Origin of the sequence: Sphingomonas lycopersici (assembly GCF_026130605.1) — a bacterium.
Classification (GTDB): Bacteria; Pseudomonadota; Alphaproteobacteria; order Sphingomonadales; family Sphingomonadaceae; genus Sphingomonas; species Sphingomonas lycopersici.
Map to the genome: position 1 here is coordinate 130,845 of NZ_JANFAU010000001.1, position 13,258 is coordinate 144,102.

11 protein-coding genes are annotated in these 13,258 nt (G+C 65.5%); 7 read left to right on the plus strand and 4 right to left on the minus strand.

The genetic code is table 11. The features are described from left to right. The first annotated feature begins 3 nt into the window (after positions 1 to 3). From NED98_RS00510 to NED98_RS00530, 5 genes are all read left to right on the plus strand, one after another. Positions 4 to 2,418: a TonB-dependent receptor gene (locus tag NED98_RS00510; RefSeq protein ID WP_265311425.1), complete on the plus strand. Its 2,415-nt coding sequence runs from the start codon at positions 4 to 6 to the stop codon at positions 2,416 to 2,418. A 32-nt stretch (positions 2,419 to 2,450) separates the two neighbouring features. Next, on the plus strand, positions 2,451 to 2,891 hold the full coding sequence (locus NED98_RS00515; RefSeq protein ID WP_265311426.1) for a cupin domain-containing protein: 441 nt from the start codon (positions 2,451 to 2,453) through the stop codon (positions 2,889 to 2,891). 96 nt (positions 2,892 to 2,987) lie between these two features. After that, positions 2,988 to 3,902 (plus strand): SMP-30/gluconolactonase/LRE family protein, encoded by a 915-nt coding sequence (locus tag NED98_RS00520; RefSeq protein ID WP_265311427.1) that lies wholly within the window; start codon positions 2,988 to 2,990, stop codon positions 3,900 to 3,902. A 21-nt stretch (positions 3,903 to 3,923) separates the two neighbouring features. Next, on the plus strand, positions 3,924 to 5,189 hold the full coding sequence (locus NED98_RS00525) for a PQQ-dependent sugar dehydrogenase (RefSeq protein ID WP_265311428.1): 1,266 nt from the start codon (positions 3,924 to 3,926) through the stop codon (positions 5,187 to 5,189). A gap of 16 nt (positions 5,190 to 5,205) precedes the next feature. After that, entirely contained in the window at positions 5,206 to 5,619 is a 414-nt protein-coding gene (locus NED98_RS00530) for a c-type cytochrome (protein WP_265311429.1), read from the plus strand. On the opposite strand, the gene NED98_RS00535 is transcribed toward NED98_RS00530, so the two are convergent. Genes NED98_RS00535 through NED98_RS00545 form a run of 3 tightly spaced genes read right to left on the minus strand, consistent with a single transcriptional unit; the run spans position 5,582 to position 10,667 of the window. Next, positions 5,582 to 7,003, minus strand: a complete 1,422-nt coding sequence (locus NED98_RS00535) for an amino acid permease (RefSeq protein ID WP_265311430.1) — start codon at positions 7,001 to 7,003, stop codon at positions 5,582 to 5,584. The two genes, NED98_RS00530 and NED98_RS00535, sit on opposite strands and share 38 nt — an antisense overlap. 5 nt (positions 7,004 to 7,008) lie before the next feature. Then, positions 7,009 to 8,727 carry an amidohydrolase gene (locus tag NED98_RS00540; RefSeq protein ID WP_265311431.1) on the minus strand — a complete coding sequence of 573 codons (1,719 nt, stop codon included), beginning with the start codon at positions 8,725 to 8,727 and terminating at the stop codon, positions 7,009 to 7,011. Between the two features lie 47 nt (positions 8,728 to 8,774). After that, a complete protein-coding gene (locus NED98_RS00545; protein WP_265311432.1) occupies positions 8,775 to 10,667 on the minus strand; it encodes an NAD(P)-binding protein in 1,893 nt (630 codons plus the stop codon). Positions 10,668 to 10,821: 154 nt separating this feature from the next. On the opposite strand from NED98_RS00545, the gene NED98_RS00550 reads away from it, so the two are divergent. Beyond that, positions 10,822 to 11,175, plus strand: coding sequence for a c-type cytochrome (locus NED98_RS00550; RefSeq protein ID WP_265311931.1), 354 nt, complete (start codon positions 10,822 to 10,824; stop codon positions 11,173 to 11,175). Positions 11,176 to 11,233: 58 nt separating this feature from the next. Here NED98_RS00550 and aptA read toward each other — a convergent pair whose 3' ends face one another. Continuing rightward, positions 11,234 to 12,553: an omega-aminotransferase AptA gene (gene aptA / locus NED98_RS00555; protein WP_265311433.1), complete on the minus strand. Its 1,320-nt coding sequence runs from the start codon at positions 12,551 to 12,553 to the stop codon at positions 11,234 to 11,236. 150 nt (positions 12,554 to 12,703) lie between these two features. Here aptA and NED98_RS00560 point away from each other — a divergent pair, with 150 nt between their 5' ends. Then, the gene (locus NED98_RS00560) at positions 12,704 to 13,255 is read left to right on the plus strand and encodes a cupin domain-containing protein (RefSeq protein WP_265311434.1); all 552 of its coding nucleotides are present in this window, start codon (positions 12,704 to 12,706) and stop codon (positions 13,253 to 13,255) included. The last annotated feature ends 3 nt before the right edge of the window (positions 13,256 to 13,258 follow it).

The window sequence follows — 13,258 nt, forward strand, 5'->3', positions numbered from 1 at the left end:
AACATGCGCCTGGACAAGTGGATTCTTCTGGCAACCGCGGCCTTGCCGCTGCCGAGCGTCGCACAGACCGTCGCATCGCCCGACACGACCGATGACAGCGCGCAAAGCGCCCCGCCCGCGCAAACCGCCGCCAGCGACAGAAATCCGGGCGAGATCGTCGTCACCGCGACGCGCCAGGCGCAGTTCATCTCCAAGGTGCCGATCAGCATCAGCGCCTTCTCCCAGCAGAGCATGGACTCGAAAGGGATGAAGAGCTTCAACGAAGTCGCGCGCTTCACGCCCGGCGTCCGCTTCAATTCCGACGGCAACCAGATCAGTATTCGCGGCATTTCGTCTGGCGCGGGATCGGGGACCACCGGTATCTATATCGACGATACGCCGATCCAGATGCGTAATCTCGGCTTCAGCGCAGACAATTCCGCGCCGGCGATCTTCGATCTCGATCGCGTCGAAGTATTGCGCGGGCCGCAGGGCACGTTGTTCGGCGCGGGGTCGGAGGGCGGCACCGTACGCTACATCACCCCGCAACCGAGCCTCACCACCTTCGGCACCTATGACCGCGCCGAGATTTCGGCGACGCAGGGCGGCGGCGTAAGCTATGAGATCGGCTCCGCGATCGGCACACCGATCATCACCGACAAGCTCGGCGTGCGGCTGAGCGCGTGGCATCGCCGCGACGGCGGCTATATCGATCATGTCGATTACAAGACCAACCAGATCGACAATAAGAACATCAATTACGGCGATGTCACCGTGCTGCGCGGCGCGCTGGCATGGCAGCCGACCGAGGGCTTGCTGATCACCCCGTCGATCCTGTGGCAGCAACGCACGACGCACATGACCGACAGTTTCTTTCCGGCGATCTCCAATATCGCCAACGGCGATTTCAGGAGCGGCTCGCCGGAATATCGCGGATCGAAGGACAGATATATTCTTCCGACGCTCAATATCCGGTACGATACCGACAGTATATCGTTCATCTCGAACACGTCTTATTTCAGCCGAACCAACTATACCGGGTATGACGGAACACTCTACAACCTGTCTTATTATCAGGATTGCTACGAGAGCGGCTGCGGCTTTCAGGACGGCGGCGTTCCCGGACAGGCCTTTTTCCCGTTCCTGACCCCGACCGGAGTCAATCCGGCGCTGCCGCGCTATCTCAGCCCGTCGAAGGTGACCAACACCCAGAAGATCTGGACCCAGGAAATCCGTCTGCAGTCGGCCAACCCCGACGCACGCTTCAAATGGGTCATCGGCGCTTTCTACCAGCATTCGGTGCAGCGGAGCATCGAGGAACTCGTCGATCCGCAGGGCAACGATTTCTTCAACGCAGTGTTCGGGCAGAGCCTCGAGGATTTCTTCGGCTATCCGCTCTACGGACAAGACAGCTATATCACCAGCACCAAGGGCACCGACAGCCAGATCGCCGGTTTCCTCGACATGACCTATGAGTTGCTTGCGGGAGTGAAGATCAGCGGCGGCGTTCGCGTCGCGCATACCAAATTCTCGTTCGTGAACTTCTCGGATGGCTCGCAGAACGGCGCGCGCACCACCGGCGCCGGCGAGGCATCGGAAACCCCGGTCACCCCGAAGGTCGGGGTCAACTGGCAGGTCGACAACAACAACCTGCTCTACGCGACCTGGGCCAAGGGCTTCCGCCCGGGCGGCGCCAATGCGCCGGTTCCGTTCAACGCCTGCGCCCCCGATCTCAAGCAGCTTGGGCTCACCTCCTCGCCCGACAGCTATAAGTCGGATACCGTCAGCAGCTTCGAAATCGGCAGCAAGAACAAGCTGTTCGACAATAAGCTCCAGATCGCCGTGTCCGCCTATACGATCAAGTGGAAGGGCATCCAGCAGAGCGTCAATCTCAATTCGTGCGGCATCCAGTTCACCGGCAATCTTGGCCAGGCGCGCAGCCGCGGCTTCGATCTGCAATTGACCGTCATGCCGATACACGGCCTCTCGATCGATGCGTCGGTGGGTTATACCGATGCCGTCTACACCCAGACGCTGGCGTTCGGATCGAGCAGCCCGGTGGTCTCGGCCGGCGATGCGATCGGCGGCCCGCCGTGGACCTTCTCGCTCGGCGGGCAATATGATTTCCCGGTCGGCGAGACCGATTTCTATATCCGCGGCGACGTTTCCTACCAGAACGAGCTCCGCCGGATGACGCAGAGCCGCGATCCGCGCAATCAGTCCTACGATCCGCTGGCGCTGGCCGATAGCGCGCGGACCCAGGTCACGATGCGGATGGGCGCGGTCATCGGCGGCCTCAACGTCTCGATCTTCGCGGACAATCTGCTGAACGCGACCCCGCGGATCGGCTACAGCCACCAGAACAGGGATTCGCTGCTCTTCACGCAGGAGACGCTGCGCCCGCGGACGATCGGGCTGACGATCGCCTATCGCCAATGATCATCGCTCCATTCCCGAAGGAAATCGCCGTCATGCGCATCGCACTATCACTGATTTCGGCCGCCGCCGCCGTCGGCTTCGGCACCGCTTCGGCCGAGGTCATTCACCCGCACAAGATTTCCAAGGGAGATGCCGCCGGGCCGATCTTCAGCCAGCCGAAAGTCGTCAAGGAATCGCACGGCGCGAATACCACGCTCGACAATATCGTCATGAAGTCGAGCGACCAGAAATTCGAAAGCGGCATGTATAAATCCGGGCCGAGCCATTTCGACGCCACCAAACGCGATTACGGCGTCGACGAATTCATGCTCTTCACCAGCGGCAGCGTGACGCTGACCTCGCTCGACGGCACGGTGACCAAGCTCGAAGCCGGTGATGCGGTGATCCTTCCCGCGGAATGGCGCGGCAAATGGGATACCGAGGGCTATACCAAATATTATGTGATCTATTCGCGCACCGGCAAGGGAATGTAGCGCACTGGGCATGAGACCGCCGGCCCATTCCCTCCCAACCACCGCCGGCGGTTTCATGCCCTTTTTTTGCTCGGCATCCGGCGCGGATGATGCGAGATGGGGACGATGCTCAAGCCGATCATTCTTGCCGCCGCCGCCTGGAGTATCGCGATCGCGGCGCAGCCGCCGGGATCGCCCGCGATCCGCATCGCCGATCGCGGGGTCTTCCCCGAAAGCCTGACCGCAAGCCGCGACGGCACGATCTTCGCCGGCAATGTCCATAAGGCGGTGATCTATCGCGCCGCGCCGCGCGCGGCCGTCGCGACGCCGTGGATCACGCTCCGCCCCGAAGAGGCGAGCCGGGTGATGGGGCTTTTCGCCGATGATCGCCGCAATATGCTCTGGGCCTGCACCTATGCCCCCGGCCCGCAGGGCGCCAAGGGGCCGGCCTCGATCCGCGCCTTCGATCTCGCGACGGGCACGGAGCGCCGGCGCTATCCGTTCGACGGCGGCTGCAACGACATGACGGTCGCTACCGACGGCACGGTCTATGCGACCGATTTCGCGGGCGGGCGCGTCCTGCGGCTGCGCCCCGGCGCGGAGGCGTTCACCGTGATCTCGGCCGATCCGGCGCTCGCCTCGGTCGACGGGATCGCGCTGCTCGATGACGGCGCCTTGCTGGTCAACACCTTCCGCGGCGGCAAGCTTTTCCGCATCGCGACCGATAGTGGCAACGGTCCGGCAACGATCCAGCCAATCACCCTCTCGCAACCGCTCGAACGCCCCGACGGGATGCGCGCGATCGGCCGCAACCGCTTCGCGCTCGCCGAGGGCGGCGGCCGGATCGACGAGCTCATCGTCACGGGCGATCGTGCAGCGGTCCGCACGATCGCCGAAGGGCTGCCGAAGAACCCCACCTCGGTCGCGGTGCTCGGCAAGCGCGCGATCGTCTCGACCGCCGATTTCTCCCTATTGGGACAAGCGGGCGCAGATGCGATAGAGACCTCGCTGCAGCAAATTCCCTTCCCGTAAAAGAGACATAGGCGAGTCCGCATGAACCATTTTCCGATCGACCGGTCGATGCCCGCCATCGCCGCCGCCCTGATGGCATTGACCGCCACCCCGCTCGCGGCGCAGATCAACGCCGGCGCGATCAAGCCGGAGGCCTCGCTCCCCTTCACGGTCACCCAGGTCGCGACCTTCAACACGCCGTGGCGCATCGCCTTTCTGCCCGACGGCCGGATGCTCGTCACCGAAAAGCCGGGCGGGCTGTGGCTCGTCACGCAAAAGGGCGCAAAGGTGCCGGTCGCGGGCGCCCCCGCGGTGCTCTTCAAGGGACAGGGCGGGATGCTCGGCGTCTATACCGCGCCGACCTTTGCCGCCGATCACGGCATCTACCTGACCTATGCCGAGCCCGGCGAGGGCGGCTCGGGCCTTGCGCTCGCGCATGCGAAACTGGTGATCGAAGGGGGCAAGGCGCGGCTCGATCATCTCAACGTGATCTGGCGCGACCTGCCCAGGGGCAAAGGCGGGCAGTTCGGCGCGGCGGTCGCTTTCTCGCCCGATCACAAATACCTCTTCCTCACCGTCGGCGATCGCCAGCGCATGACCCCGGCGCAGAACCCCGATAGCCCGCTCGGCAAGATCCTGCGGCTGACGCTCGACGGCAAGCCCGCGCCGGGCAATCCGGGGGCAGGCCGCGCGGGTGCTGCGACGCTGACGCTGATCGATCCGCCCAAGGATACCGAGGCGGCGAAGACCGCCCCGGTCATCCAGACCTATAAGGTGCCCGGCATCAACCAGGCGCCCGCGGAAATCTGGACGAGCGGGCATCGCACCCCTTACGGCCTCGCCTTCGCGCCCGACGGGCGGTTGTGGGAAGTGGAGCACGGGCCCAAGGGCGGCGACGAGCTCAACCTGATCGAGCCGGGGAAGAATTACGGCTGGCCGCTCGTATCCTATGCGGTCAATTACGACGGCGTGCCGATCCCCAACCCCGACACGCGCCCCGATCTGCAAAAGCCGGTGATCTATTGGACCCCGGTGATCGCGCCGGGCAATCTTATGTTCTATCACGGCGCGCTGTTCCGCGGGTGGCGCGGCTCGGCACTGATCAGCGGATTGGGGAGCATGTCGCTCAACCGCGTCACCTTCGACGCGGCGGGCAAGGCGAAACCGGCCGAGCGCTGGGCGCTGGGCTTCCGCGTGCGCGACATCGCCGAAGCGCCCGACGGCGCCTTGTGGGCGGTCGAGGATGCCAACCCCGGCAAGCTCGTGCGCCTGACCCCGAAAGTAGCCGCCCGCGCAGCGCAGCGATAACGAGCAGGAGGGATTTGTGCAGCGGAAGATGATCGCCGGGCTGGGCGGGATGTTGCTTCTCGCCGGCGTCTCGTCGGCGCAGACCGGGCCGGCAAGCGGCGAGCAACAAGCCGCCGCGGGCGCGCAGACCTATGCCGGCCGCTGCGCGGCGTGCCACGGCGCGAAGCTCACCGGCGGCGGCGGCCCGGCGCTGGCCGCCGAGGCTTATTGGTCGCACTGGAACGGCCGCCCCGCGCGTGCCTTGTACGACGAGATCGTCTCGACGATGCCGATGGACGATCCGGGGTCGCTCAAGCCGGCCGAGGCGATCGCGCTCGTCGTCTTCTTCCAGAAGGTGAACGGCGGCGACGTCCCCGCCGCAGCGATCGCCGATCCGGCGGCCCTCGATGCGATCAAGATCGCGAAGCCGAGCGCCGGGCGGGCGAAGTAGCAGCGCTCGCGCCGCGGGCTTTCCGGCGGCGGCGGACCAGCGAGAGGGCGAGACCGATCATGAGGATCGGCGCGAGGCTGGCGTAGAATTGCGCTGAGAGGTCCGGGGTCAGCGCCATTGTCGCGAGAACCGCCGCCATCGCCGCGATCGCGGCGAGCGATCCCCAGGGATGAAACCACATGCGGATCGCAAGCCGCTCGGGGGTCTCGCGCTCCAGCCGCGCGCGCAGCCGCAATTGCGAGGCTGCGATCAGCAGGTAGATCACCAGCATGATCGCGCCCGAGGCGTTGACCAGAAAGGTGAAGACCAGAGTCGGCGACAGGACCGACGCCGCGAGCGCGCCATAGCTGAAGATGCTCGCGATGAGGATCGCCCGCGTCGGCACCTTGCGCCGGCCGACCCGCACCAGCGCCTGCGGCGCATCGCCGCTCGCCGCCAATGCGAACAGCACGCGCGAGGTGACGTAGAGCCCCGAGTTGAGACACGACAGCACCGCCACCAGCACGATCGCGCTCATGATCCACGCCCCGCCGGGGATGCCGATCGTCGCCAGCGCGGTGGTGAAGGGCGAAATCCCCGGCACGATCGCCGTCCACGGCACCGCGGCGACGATCAGCCCGATCGACAGCACGTAGAAGATCAGGATGCGAAGCGCGACGGTGCTGGTCATCCGCGCGATCATTCCCGAGGATTCGGTCGATTCGGCCGCCGCGATCGTCGCGATCTCCGCCCCGGTCAGCGCGAAGATGACGCTGGTGACGCCCGCCAGCACCGCCGGCCACCCGTGCGGCGCGAAGCCGCCGCGCGCGACGAGGTTCGCGAAGGTCGGCCCCGCCGGATTGGTCAGCCCGGTCACATAGCCCAGCGCGATAAGGATGAAGGCGAGGATCGCGGCGACCTTGATCGACGAGAGCCAGAATTCGAACTCGCCGTAAGAGCGGGTCGACAGCAGATTGACCGCGGTCAGCACCGCCATCAGCGCGACGCCGATCTGCCAGACGGCGAACATCGGCAGCCAGGCGTGGATGATATTGGCGCCGGCGATCGCCTCGATCGCGACCACCACGACCCAGAAATACCAGTAGAGCCAGCCGCTCATGAAGCCCGCCCAATGGCCGAGCCCCAGCCGCGCGAATTCCGGAAAGGCCTGTACCCCGGGCACCGCCATCGCCATTTCGGTCAGCATCCGCATGACGAAAAGCACGATCAGCCCGGCGACCGCATAACTGACGATCACCGCCGGGCCGACCATCGCGATCGCGCTGCTGCTGCCGACGAACAGCCCGGCGCCGATGATCCCGCCGATCGCGATCATCTCGACATGCCGCCGGCGCAGGCTTTGCCCCAGTTGCGCCGGCGCCGCGCCGTCCCGAAAATGGGTCACCCGGCTCACGCCTGATAGACGGTGCGACCGCCGACGACGGTGCGGACGATCTGGATATCCTTGATCCGCGACGGATCGATCGCGTGCGGATCGTCCGCCAGCATGACGAAATCGGCGAGCTTGCCCGGCGTGATCGAGCCCTTGATATGCTCTTCGTGCGTATCATAGGCGCCGTTGAGCGAACTCACGCGGATGGCTTCGGCAACGCTGATCCGCTGGTTGGCGCCCCAGGTCTCGCCGTTCCAGCCGGTGCGCGTCACCATCCCCTGTATCCCCATCAGCGGCGAGAACGGCCCCGGCGGGAAATCGGAGCCGATGCACGCGGGGATGCCCATGTCCAACATGCTGCGATAGGGCATCATGTGGCTCATCAGCTCTTTGCCGTAGAAGTGGAATTTGTCGGCATTGTAATAAGCATAGGTGTTGAACAGCGCGGGCGAGACGCCGAGCGCCTTCATCCGCCGCAGCAGATCGTCGTTGACGAGGCTGCAATGGGTGATCTTCCACCGCGTGTCGCGGTTGGGCAGCAATCGTTGCGCGCGCTCATAGGCGGTGAGCACATGATCGATCGCGACATCGCCATTGGCGTGGCAATTCACCTGGATCCCGGCGCGATGCATGCGCTCGCACCAGGCGTTCAGATCATCCTGCGTTTCGGTGACATTGCCGCGATAGCCGGTCGTCGATCCCGGATAGGGTGCGCTGAGCGCCATCGTCCGCTCCGAGAAGGAGCCGTCGGCGGTATGCTCGATCGTCGCGCCCAGCCGGATCCATTCGTCGCCGAAGCCGGTCATCTGCCCGGCCGCGATCATCGTCTCGACGACATCCGCCGCCGGTTCGTAACTCACCCGGTGGAGCAGCCGGTCCTGCGCGCGGATCTGCTGGATCGCGCGCAGATTGCCGCCCTGATGGCACACGCCGGTCAACCCGTATCTGGCGAACATCTGCGAGATATGCGCCGCCCCTTCACGATCGCGGCGATCGCGCTCGTCGGGGGAATAATCGATCGACCGCCCGACCTTTTCGAACACCGCATTGGCGCGATCGGTGACCCGGCCGTTCAATGTCCCGTCGGGGAATTTGTCATAGGTGCCGCTCGGCATATCGGGCGTGTCCTTGGTCACGCCGGCGAGCTCGAACGCCTTGGAATTGTACACCATCGTGTGCCCGCCGCGGTGGCGCACAGAAACCGGCCGGGTGGTCGACACCTTGTCGAGATCGCGGATATCGATCGGGCGCTTATCCTTGATCTTGGTATCGTCGTAGAATTCGCCGCGGATCCAGCTGTCGCCCGGCGTTTCCGCGGCCCGCGCGCGCAGCTTCTGGATGATGCTGTCGATCGTGACGAATTCGACTTCGAACGGATTGCCGACCAGCACGTCGTACAGCAGCGAATTGCCCGATGCGTGGTTGTGGCAATCGATGAAGCCGGGGGTGATGGTCATCCCCTTGGCATCGATGACGGTGGTTCGCCGCCCGGCCAGCCCGGCGATCTCCTCGCTCGATCCGACCGCGATGAAGCGCCCGTCCTTCACCGCAAATGCCTGCGCGGTGGGCCGGCTGTCGTCGACGGTATAGACCTTGGCGTTGCGGACGATCAGATCGGCGTCCGCGCCGGTCAACGCTGCCGCGACATTGCTCCACCCGCCGCCGATCAGCCCGGCCGCGCCGCTTGCGGCGAGCCCGATGAAGCCCCGGCGGTTCTGCTGCAACCTGCTGTCCATGCCTCTCTTCCCCCTCGTCCGGACCGCGCGCGACACCGCGCGCCCAATCAACCCGCCTTCGTGGCGGCAACACCGCCCCGCATCGCCGCGATCTCGCCGATCGCGCGATGCGCCTCGTCGATCGCGACATTGGTGTAGGCATCCCATCCCGCGTCCGAATTGGCGATCGTGACCAAGCCGACGGGCAGGCGCGCGACACGGACGCGTTCGGCCTGCACCGCCGGATCGTCCCACAGCGGGTCCGCGGTATAGGCATAGCCGTGCGGCCAGCGGTTGACCGTGATACCGGCGACGTCGCGGTCGAAATCGAAGCCCCCGGGGCCGAGGATGCGGGTCATCTCATCCCGGATGCCGCGTTCGAAATCACCGAAGCTCATCGCATAGATCCGCGCGTGGCCGGCGCGGAATTGCGCGCGCATGTCGAGCCCCTTGCCCGGCGAGATCGGCACGAACATGAGATGCGCGACGATCGGATCGTCGGGGGTGCGCGCGAAATGGTAATTGCCGAGCGACACCGGGAAATCGAGCATCATCGACGAGAACATCCCCGCCGGATTGCGGATAGTGTCGATGCCCAGCTTCGCCCAGGCGCGCCAGTTGCGCTGCGCGACGTTGACATAGACCAATGGCGCCTTGACGTTCATGCGCAGCGCCGCCGCCTGCGCCGCCGGCACCCCGTCGAGGATATAGGGGATCATCATGTTATAGCAGGCGAGCACCGTATTGCGCGCCCTGGCGCGCACCAGCTTCCCGTCGCGCACATAGCCCACTTCGGTATGCGCCCCCGCATTGCGGACCTTGACCGCGGTCGATTGCAGCCGCAGCCGCACCGGGGCGCCCGCGCGATCGAGCGCGGCATAATCGAACCGGGCGAACAGGATGTCCTCCATCGTGTTCCCCGGCGCCGAGCCCGGCACCAGCCGCCGCACCAGCATCCGCGCGATCGACGCATTGCCGTCGGGAAAGTGATAGATATAGGGTTCTTCGTCATGCTCGCGGCCGAGTTTCAACCCGCGCGAGCCCGGCACCGATCCGAACGACTGCGACGCCGACAAGGCATCGATGCCCACCGCCCACAGGCCCTCCAGTCGTTGCTGGTAATAAGCGACGACTTCGTCGGTCGCGCCCCAATATTGGCGGATATATTGTTCGTAGCTGATGTGATCGAGGATCGCGCGCTTCTCTTTCACCGTCTTTCCCGCCAACGGATCGCGCGTCGACGTCTCCAGTTCGGCGATCAGCGCCTTCGCCCGATCGGACATCGGAAACTGATCGATCATCGCGCGCGTCGCCGCATCGGATTGCGCGTCGGGCGGCGCCTGCGCATCGGGATCGCCGACCGTCCCGCCGCGTCGGCGGATTCCCGGCACCAGCCGGTCGACGCCATAGACCTCCTTCTTGAAGAAGGTCGCCGAACCCAGTCCATAGCGATCGTAGAAGCCCTGATCATAAGCGGTGGCGAATTTGTCGATTTCGATCCCGAGATCGCGCAGCAGGTTCGAGGCGACCGCGCTGTAGCGCGTGCGCGGGGAATCGATCGACTGGGTGCCGCCGTAACCGAGGATCGTCTTGCCATCGACATCGAATTCGTTGCGCCGCGCATGCCCCCCGAAATCGTCATGATTGTCGAGGATCAGGATCGTATCCTGGGGAAAAAGCTGCCGATGGAAATAAGCCGCCGACAAGCCGCTGATCCCGCCGCCGACGATGATCAGGTCATAGGCCTCGGCGACCGGCACGCTATCCAGATCATAGACCTTGCCGTCGCGGACGCCGTGCGCGACGGTGAAGGAGCCGGGCGCGCTGCCGCGCAACCCCTCCAGCGCGGGCGGATTGGCCGGCGCGCCGTCGGCACCCTGCGCCGCCGCGCGCGCCGCGACGCTTATGCCCGTGATCGCTATCGCCGCACCGTTCAGGAAGTCCCGCCGCTCAATGGCCATTGCCGTCTCCTGTCGACTCGATCGGTCGTTTCGAGCCTTGTCTGTGATCTCAACCTATTGAGTCAAATTATCCCGTCCCGATAGTTGACGCTCATCGCCTTAAGCTCTAGCTGCGATCACAAATCAGAGGCAGGAAAGACTCGCTCGCGTGACGATGGAGAAATGGATCGGCGCGGCGCTGCTGATCGCGGCAACCCCGCTGCACGCACAGGCGGCGAACGACGCGCCGTTCAAGCAGCGCTGCGCGGTTTGTCATGACGCGACGGCCGGTGGCGCCGCGCGCATCGGCCCCAATCTTTACGGCATCGTCGGGCGAAAGGCGGGTGCCGCGGCTTATCCTTATTCTCCGGCGATGAAATCCTCGGCGATCGTCTGGACCCCGGAGAAGCTCGATCGCTTTCTCACCGCGCCGGGCAAACTGGTCCCCGGCACCAAGATGCCGATCGCGGTGCCCGGTGCCGCCGATCGCCAAGCGATCATCGCCTATCTGAAGACATTGCGGAAATAACGCCGGAATCCATCGCCGGCCGTCGCCCGGCCGGCGCGGCGAGGTTGTGATCCCCGCCTCACGCAAGGCGGGAAAGCGCATCGCGGAGCTGCGCGACGATCGTGTCGATATGGCTGCGCTCGACGATCAACGGCGGCGACAGCGCGATGATGTCGCCGGTCACACGGATCAGCAGCCCGCGGTTGAAACAATCGACGAACGCCTCATAGGCGCGTGCACCCGCCGCATCGGGGCGCGGCCGAAGCTCGATCCCCGCCACCAGCCCGAGCGTGCGGATATCGATGACGTGCGGCGCGTCGCGCAACGTGTGCATCGCATCGCGCCAGTAATCGCCGAGCGTCGCGCCGCGCGTCAGCAGCCCTTCCTCGGCATAGATATCGAGCGTCGCGAGCCCTGCGGCGCAGCCTGCGGGGTGCCCGGAATAGGTGTAGCCGTGAAACAGCTCGATCGCGTTTTCCGGCCCGGCCATCAGCGCATCGTGGATTGCGCGCCGCGCGAAGACCGCCCCCATCGGGAAGACGCCGTTGGTCAGCCCCTTCGCGGTCGTCATGAGATCGGGCGTCACCCCGAAATAATCGGTCGCGAACGGGGCGCCGAGCCGGCCGAACCCGGTGATCACCTCGTCGAAGATCACCAGGATGCCGTGGCGATCGGCGATCTCGCGGAGCCGCTGGAGATAGCCCTTGGGCGGCAACAGCACCCCGGTCGACCCGGCGACCGGCTCGACGATCACCGCGGCGATCGTCTCGGCGCCGTGTAGCGCGACGATCCGCTCGAGATCGTCGGCCAGTTCGGCGCCATGTTCGGGCAGCCCCGGCGAGAAAGCGTTGCGATCGGGATCATGAGTGTGCCGCAGATGATCGGCGCCGGTAAGCGTCGGAAAAACCCGCCGGTTGTTGACGATCCCGCCGACGGTGATCCCGCCGAAGCCGACGCCGTGATAGCCGCGCTCGCGCCCGATCAGCCGGGTGCGCGTCCCCTGCCCGATCGCGCGCTGATAGGCGATCGCGATCTTGAGCGCGGTATCGACGCTTTCCGACCCCGATCCGGTGAAGAAGATGCGATCGAGCCCCGCCGGCGCGATCCTGCTCAGGCGATCGGCGAATTCGAACGCCTTGTCATGCCCCATCTGGAACGACGGCGCGTAATCGAGGCGATCGAGCTGCTCGGCCACCGCTTCGCTGATCCGCCGGCGGCCATGCCCGGCGTTGACACACCACAGGCCGGCGGTGCCGTCCAGCACCCCGCGCCCGTCGTCGCTCTGATAATATATGCCCTGCGCCCGCGCGAGAAGCCGTGGCGCGGCCTTGAACTGGCGGTTCGCGGTGAACGGCATCCAATAAGCCTGCATGCCCGAATTGTTCGAGATATCGTTCATGTCCCGGCGGCTCCTCTCCCGGTTAGAGACCGCGAAACGACGCGCCGGACAAGCCGTTTTCTTGCGCCCGCGGAAATGCCGCGATCGCCGCCTTTCGCGCGATAATGTTGCGGTATATCGAACACCCTCAACAGTTCGGAGTCAGGGGCGATGGACGATCTCGATATCGGCGGCCGGTTGAAGCAGGTGCGCGAGCGCGCCGGGCTGTCGCAGCGCGCGCTCGCCAAGCGCGCGGGGATCACCAATTCGACCGTCTCGCTGATCGAGGCCAACAGCACCAATCCGTCGGTCGGCGCGCTCAAGCGCATCCTCGAAGCGATCCCGATCGGCCTCGCCGAATTCTTCGCGCTCGAACTGCCGGAAAAACCCACCTTCTTCTATCGCGCGTGCGATCTCGTCGAGATCGGCAAGGGGCCGATCTCCTATCGCCAGGTCGGGCGCACGATGGCGGGGAAGCGATTGCAGATGCTGTGGGAATGTTATCAGCCCGGATCGGATACCGGGCGCATCCCGCTGACCCATGAGGGGGAGGAATGCGGATTGGTGATCGCCGGGCAGCTCGAAGTGACCGTCGACGGCGTGCGCCAGATCCTGTCGGCGGGCGATGCCTATGCCTTCGAAAGCTTTCGCCCGCATCGGTTCCGGTGCATCGGCGACGTGCCCGCGCGCGTGGTGAGCGCGTGCACGCCCGCGAGCTTCTAGGCG

Bases quoted from the DNA above. Each gene is read 5' to 3' on its own strand.
- NED98_RS00540 (WP_265311431.1), bottom strand. From the start codon at position 8,727: ATGGACAGCAGGTTGCAGCAGAACCGCCGGGGCTTCATCGGGCTCGCC.
- aptA (WP_265311433.1), bottom strand. From the start codon at position 12,553: ATGAACGATATCTCGAACAATTCGGGCATGCAGGCTTATTGGATGCCG.
- NED98_RS00545 (WP_265311432.1), bottom strand. From the start codon at position 10,667: ATGGCCATTGAGCGGCGGGACTTCCTGAACGGTGCGGCGATAGCGATC.
- NED98_RS00560 (WP_265311434.1), top strand. From the start codon at position 12,704: ATGGACGATCTCGATATCGGCGGCCGGTTGAAGCAGGTGCGCGAGCGC.
- NED98_RS00515 (WP_265311426.1), top strand. From the start codon at position 2,451: ATGCGCATCGCACTATCACTGATTTCGGCCGCCGCCGCCGTCGGCTTC.
- NED98_RS00510 (WP_265311425.1), top strand. From the start codon at position 4: ATGCGCCTGGACAAGTGGATTCTTCTGGCAACCGCGGCCTTGCCGCTG.
- NED98_RS00520 (WP_265311427.1), top strand. From the start codon at position 2,988: ATGGGGACGATGCTCAAGCCGATCATTCTTGCCGCCGCCGCCTGGAGT.
- NED98_RS00550 (WP_265311931.1), top strand. From the start codon at position 10,822: ATGGAGAAATGGATCGGCGCGGCGCTGCTGATCGCGGCAACCCCGCTG.
- NED98_RS00525 (WP_265311428.1), top strand. From the start codon at position 3,924: ATGAACCATTTTCCGATCGACCGGTCGATGCCCGCCATCGCCGCCGCC.